General features: G+C 62.9%; 5 protein-coding genes. 4 read left to right on the forward strand and 1 reads right to left on the reverse strand.

Annotated features, from left to right (window positions below; translation table 11 throughout):
• Positions 1-7: 7 nt before the first annotated feature.
• Positions 8-559, reverse strand: coding sequence for an OmpA family protein (locus AC0IY0_RS27615; protein ID WP_471766273.1), 552 nt, complete (start codon positions 557-559; stop codon positions 8-10).
• 94 nt (positions 560-653) lie between these two features.
• Between AC0IY0_RS27615 and AC0IY0_RS27620 the strand changes: the two genes are divergently transcribed.
• The 4 genes from AC0IY0_RS27620 (at position 654) to tssK (ending at position 6101) form a co-directional block, all read left to right on the forward strand.
• Entirely contained in the window at positions 654-2495 is a 1842-nt protein-coding gene (locus tag AC0IY0_RS27620) for a type VI secretion system Vgr family protein (protein WP_471766274.1), read from the forward strand.
• Positions 2496-2505: 10 nt separating this feature from the next.
• On the forward strand, positions 2506-3060 hold the full coding sequence (locus AC0IY0_RS27625; protein ID WP_471766275.1) for a DUF6931 family protein: 555 nt from the start codon (positions 2506-2508) through the stop codon (positions 3058-3060).
• Positions 3061-3145: 85 nt separating this feature from the next.
• On the forward strand, positions 3146-4483 hold the full coding sequence (gene tagH, locus AC0IY0_RS27630) for a type VI secretion system-associated FHA domain protein TagH (protein ID WP_471766276.1): 1338 nt from the start codon (positions 3146-3148) through the stop codon (positions 4481-4483).
• Between the two features lie 280 nt (positions 4484-4763).
• A complete protein-coding gene (tssK, locus tag AC0IY0_RS27635; RefSeq protein ID WP_471766278.1) occupies positions 4764-6101 on the forward strand; it encodes a type VI secretion system baseplate subunit TssK in 1338 nt (445 codons plus the stop codon).
• Positions 6102-6267: the final 166 nt, after the last annotated feature.

The following is a 6267-nucleotide window of genomic DNA, read 5'->3' on the forward strand; positions in this document are numbered from 1 at the left end:
CCAGGCCCTACTCGTCTCGCAGGTGCGCTTCGACGCGCCGGTTCTCGGCGGAGCGGGCATCGGGTACGAGGGGCTTCTGCTTGCCAAAGCCCTTCGCTTCGAGCCGTTCGGCCGGCACGCCCCGGCCCTCGAGGAAGCCGATCACCGATCTCGCGCGGCGCCTCGACAAATCGAGGTTGAATGCGTCGCTGCCCATGCCGTCGGTGTGTCCCTCCACCACGAATTGCTTCCCCGACAGCGTCGGGTCGCTCAGGGCACGGGCGAACTCATCGAGGTTCGAGCGGGCCGCGGGGGTCAGATCAGCCGAATTATAGTTAAAATTAATGCGCAGATCGAAGCCGCCGACGGCCTTGGGCTGCGACAAGACTTCCTTCGGACATTCGCTCTCAGTGCCGATACAGATGGCACGGCTCGCCCCCAGGTTCGGCTTTTCCGCCGGCTTGAAATGGGCGACGATATCCGATGCCTTGTACGCTGGCTCCGCGGACAGGGGCGCCCCTGACATCAGCAGCGCAAGGATTGCAGCTAGGCCGATGGTGGGACTCTCGAAGCTAGACATCTTGACACTCTGAAAGTCGAGGATTGACGCCTTAGGAATCATTCGGCTAGTGACTTAACCCAGGACTTATCAGAAAGCTAGCGCGGATCAGACTGTGGATCGTGGCGGCGACATTAAATCCGCACAACAGGGTCGAGTGGCTGAACTAGTCACGCCCGCCGGGAGGGACAAATTTGTCCTGGTTCATTTCGAGGGCGAGGAAAGTCTAAGCAGTTTATTCGAGTATCGTGTCGAAGCGTTGTGCGACGACCAAAACTTTAATTTCGACTCGTTGCTCGGCAAAAACGCGCATGTACGATTTCGCAGTTACGATTCCACCGATCGATTTTTCAACGGCATTATTGTCGATGCTCAGTGGATGGGCACGCGCCAAGATGCCTTTGCTTATCGGCTGACGCTCCGGCCATGGCTATGGGTGTTAAGTCGCCGAGCCGACTGCCGCATCTTTAAAGACAAGTCCGTCGTCGACATCGTCGAGGAGGTTTTTAAGGAAGCCGGCTTTAACGACTTTGAGTTTAGAGCCAGCCGAGGCGAGTACGATAAAATTGACTATTGCGTCCAGTACCGGGAAAGCGATCTGGTGTTCGTCAGCCGGCTGCTCGAAGAATGGGGAATTTACACCTATTATGAGCACGGCGAGGATAAACATCAGTTGGTTCTGGCTGATTCAAGGTCGTGCCACCGCCCGGTGAAAGGCGGCGGGGGTACCATCCCGTTCATCCCCTTGGGCGGCTTGGACCGGCGAGAGCGTGAGCATGTCTCCGCTTGGCGTTCCGACCGCGTCTTCCGCACCGGGACCTTTGCCACGAACGATTTTGATTACATGAAGCCGGCGGCCAATCTGAAGGCCGATTCGCGAGGATCAGAACGGTACGAGAAGGCCTCTCTCGAAGCCTACGATTTCCCTGGTCGCTACACCGAGCGCTCTATCGGCAGCAAGCGCGCGCGGGTTCGGCTGGAGTCCGAGCAGGCGCTCGATCACCGCCGCAGCGCAGCGGGTGACGCCGCGAGCCTATACCCCGGCGGCCTCGTGACGATCCAAAAGCATCCCGCCGACGATGGTGAGTATCTTGTGGTCTCCGCCCGCCACGTCATCAGCACTGAGGCGTATCGCAGCGGCCCCGGTGGTGGCGCCGGCGAACTCTATCAAGGTACCTACGAGATCCAGCCGGTCGATCGACCCTACCGTGCACCCCTCGTCACCCCGCGGCCGCGGGTGCACGGCCCTCAGACGGCGATTGTCACGACCCGCAAGGGCAAGGAGAGCGAGGAGATTGACGTCGACGAACAAGGGCGGATCTTCGTTCAATTCCACTGGAATCGTGACAAGGAAAAGATCTCACGCCCCGTTCGAGTGGCGCAGATGTGGTCGGGCAAATCGTGGGGATTCCAGGTTATCCCGCGAGTGGGACAAGAGGTCGTCGTTCAGTTTCTGGAAGGTGACCCAGACCAGCCTCTCGTCGTTGGCACGGTCTACAACAAAGACTATCCGTACCCATTCCCTCTCCCGGACGAAAAGACGGTCTCGGGCATGAAGTCCGATTCGACCAAGGGTCACGGTGGGTACAATCAACTGACCTTCGACGACAAAAAATCGTCGGAGAAGGTCAACATCCGGGCCGAGAAGGATCTCGACGCCGTGGTACGCAACGCGGAGACCCGCGAGATCGGCGCTGTCTTCGATACCCCGAGCGGCAAGCCCTCGCGTTCGACAGTGATCAAAAACGGCGACGACAATTTCAAGGTCGAGAGCGGCAACTGGAAGTCCGTCGTCGCTCAGGAAGTGCACATCAAAGCCGGCACGAAGGTCGTCATCGAGTGCGGGGCGAGCAAGATCACTATGGATCCCGCCTCGATCACGATCGAGGCGGGAAAGATCACGCTGCAGGGCACAGCGCTGATCGAGGAGAAGGCCCCCCTCATCACCCTGAATTGAACGGCGACCTGTGGCCGGACCACGCTTCAGCACTGCCCGCGATCTGTTCGCGGCCTTTCCGAGTGCGGAGCGCGACATCGTCGCCGCCGCCACCGACGAGGCGCCGTTGTCGTTTCTACAGCGGCTGCGGCATAGTGAGACTCCGGAGGATGGAGTCAGTTTCCTGGCTTACGCTCTCGGCCGGCGGGAGGCCGTGTGGTGGGCGGCGCAGAGCATCAGGTTGTTGTGCCGGATCCCGCTCGGCCAAGAGGATGCCGCCTTGCAGGCCGCAGAGAGCTGGGTCCGCGACCCCGATGACCTGTTGCGCCGGGAGGCGCTGCGTCTCGGGATGACCGGTAATCAGCGCCTGGCAACGCCCTGGGTCGCCCTTGCCGCGGGCTGGGTGGGCGGAAACATTGGGCCGAGTGCCCAGGCGGTCGTCCAGGCCACGACGGAGATGACGCCCAAGGCCGTACGGACTGCGATCCTCGTCGCCCTTGCAACGGTAAATGCCCGCGATCGGTCGAGCCAGCTTCAGGCATGCATCGACATCGGGATTCCACTGCTGGACCGGGCGGGGCGGTGAAGAGTAGGTTGCACCGATGTCCGGCGTGCGCGAACCCCGTCCGTCGGCGCGGACCCGGTTCGGCGTGGGACGATCGGAACGGACGATGACGCTCACGCTGACGATCGAGAACCACACCACCCTGCCCGATGGCGGCCCGGTGAGGATTGAGGTGTCGGGGCGCCGGGGCATCGACATCGGCCGCGACCAGTACCTCGATTGGACGTTGCCGGACCCGGAGCGGGTGATCTCGGGCAAGCATGCGGAGATCCGTCATCGTGATGGAGACTTCTGGCTGCGCGACGTGTCCCGCAACGGTGTGTTCGTGAACCATAACGCCCAGCGGCTGCAGGAGGCCTATCGCCTGAAGGATGGGGATCGGATCGAGATCGGCCACTACATCATCCTCGCCCGGATCGACGGAGCGGGACCGCCGCAGGAGGCTGTCGCGCCCCAATTCGAGGGGCGCGACTGCTGGGACGTTCCCGCGGAGGCTCCCCCAATGCCGAGCCGGCAGCTGAGACCCCGCGAGAGCGTCCGCCCGGTCAACCCCGATTTCCTCGATTGGATGGTCGACCTCCCAGCCGCCGGCGCCCCCCTTGGTGGCACCCGACCGGAGACCGATGCGAGAGGAGACGTATGGCCGGCGGCGCTTGCACCGCTGCCGAATCCGCGCCGCCCAGGCGCGCCCCCATCCAGTCCGGCCTTCGACAGCGGACCGCCCACCGTAGAGGCCCTGGCGACTCTCCCAGAAAATCCCTGGGTTCCCCCCACCCAACCTAACGGTCCTTCTCCCGCAGCATCCCATCTTCCGGCCGAACCGGAGATGCCCGTGCCGCAGGCTCGCGCCCCCGCGGCGGCCGCGCCCGGGGGGGACGAGTTCATCCGCCGTCTTGCAACCGGGCTCGGGATCCCCGCCGAGGTCCTGGCTTGGCGGGATCCCGGAGACCTCGCCGAGGAGATCGGCGCCCTGTTGCGGATGAATGCCGACAATCTCAAGCAACTGCTCGCCGCGCGGACGGAATCGAAACGGGCCGCCAAGGCCGGGAATCAGACGACGGTCCAGGCTCTCGACAACAACCCCCTTAAGTTCTCCCCGGCGGTGGATGACGCCCTGCGCATCATGCTGGGACCGCCATCAAAAGGATATCTCGACGCGCGCCGGGCGATGGATTCCAGCTTTCGCGACCTGAAGACGCATCAGATCAAAACCTATGTCGCCATGCAGAACGCGCTGCGCCTCCTGACCGACGGGCTCAGTCCCGAGGGGATCGAGGCTTCGGAAGAGAAGGATCACGGACTGGGCGCCCTGTTGAGCTCGCGTAAGGCGCGCCTCTGGGACGCCTACACGACACGCTGGAACACGCTCGCTTCGATGCACGACCAGGGGATGATCGATGCGTTCATGATCTATTTTTCGGATTGTTACGACAACAGCCGCTAGTCGCGCCCGCGCGACGGATGCATTTACTTGACATGCCGGCCTATACTGTACGTAGGCCACCTACGCGACGTTGCGCAAAAAACACATGCCGCCAAAGATTCTGATGTCGCTCCCTATGGTATCCTTGATTTTCCTTTCTACAACAAGCGGTGTATTGGACCCTCCAGAAAATATCGCTATGGCAGCGATGTGAGGGCTGTGCGCCGCGGCAATTGTGGATCTTGCGCAATCTTCGGGTCCTTCACGCACGCACTTTCGCACCGGTGGAGAGTTGGCGGCCATGTCTTGGCGAAGCAAGGTGGTCTGGAGCGAGGGCCTGTTCCTCCGCCCGCACCACCTTCAACAGAGCGATCGCTACGTCGAAGGCTTGGTCGAGAGCCGCACGCGCCACGTCACGCCGTATCCCTGGGGCTTCTCGATGCTGGAGATCGACCGCGATCTCGCCCAGCAGAGCAAGTTTGGCCTGCGCCGGGCCGCTGGGATCATGCCGGACGGGACCCCTTTCGACATGCCGGCCGACACGCCGCTGCCGCAACCGATCGACGTCCCGGACAGCGCCGGCAAGTACGTCGTCTGGCTTACGCTCCCGATCGGGGTGCCAAACACCCGCGAGGTTGAGGAGGCCCAAGCCGAGAGCGCGAGCCGGTTTGTGCCCGCGGGCATCCGGCTGATCGATACGACATCTGCGCTGCGGATCGAGGAGGAGATCGAGGTCGCCCAGCCCCGCCTGGGCTACGAGGTGCGCAAGACTGCCAAGCCTGGCTATGTTTGCCTTGCTATCGCCCGGATCATCGAGGTGCGTGACCGGGCCATCGTCTTCGATGAGACCTTCGCGCCGCCTGTGCTCACCATAACCAGCCACCCAGTCGTTCATGGCTGGATCGAGCGGGTCATCGGGTGGGTCGAGAACAAGCTGGAGGAACTGGCCCGCTACGCCGCCGATCCGACCTCAGGTGGTGGCCTGCAGAGTGCGGATTATTTCATCCTTCAGCTTCTCAACCGACATGCGCCCGTGCTGCAGCACCTGGAGCGCTCGCGCTTCGTTCATCCTGAGCGGTTGTACGAGGAGTTCCTGCGCCTGGCCGGGGAGCTTGCGACCTTCGCGACCGCGGAGCGGCGGGCCCGCACCTACCCGGCCTACGACCAGGACGATCTGGGCTCTGTCTTCGCGCCGCTCCTGCGCGACATTCAGGATTTCCTAATGGGCCACACTCCCCGTCGAGTGATCCGGCTGGAGATCATTGAGCGCGCGCAGAACGCGTTCATATCGATGATCCGCGACCGCAACCTTTTCCGCAACGCGAGTCTCGTCTTGGAGGTCGCCGCCCGTCGGCCGCTGACGGAGATTCAGAGCCAGTTCCCGAACCTGTTCAAGGTCGGCCCGAATACGAAGATGAATGAGATCGTCCACGCCCACCTGCCCGGCGTTCCGCTGGTGCATCTACCGACCCCGCCGCCGCAGATCCGGGCGATCACCGATCACGTTTACTTCCTGCTCGACCGTCAATCGCCCCTTTGGCCGGAATTCTCGGTCGCGGGATCGATCGGGATGCACTTCTCCGGCGACTGGCCGCAGCTCGAACTGGAACTCTGGGCGGTGCTGGAGGCTCAGCGGTGAACGAAGCCTGCGCATGGATCGCGGGGTGCGTGCCATGAGCGACCCTTTCGGCCGGAGCGACCGCACGATCATCTTGCCGAATCCCGGAGGACGCAGGCCGCTTCCTGAGCGCGGTCCCGCGGACGCGAACCCGTTCCAGCCCGTCCCCTATCCGCCACCCCCCTCC

The organism is Methylobacterium sp. AC315 (assembly GCF_979253755.1).

Excerpts from the sequence above, each read along its gene's own strand:
- AC0IY0_RS27615 (WP_471766273.1), bottom strand. The coding sequence starts at position 559 with ATGTCTAGCTTCGAGAGTCCCACCATCGGCCTAGCTGCAATCCTTGCG.
- tagH (WP_471766276.1), top strand. The coding sequence starts at position 3,146 with ATGACGCTCACGCTGACGATCGAGAACCACACCACCCTGCCCGATGGC.
- tssK (WP_471766278.1), top strand. The coding sequence starts at position 4,764 with ATGTCTTGGCGAAGCAAGGTGGTCTGGAGCGAGGGCCTGTTCCTCCGC.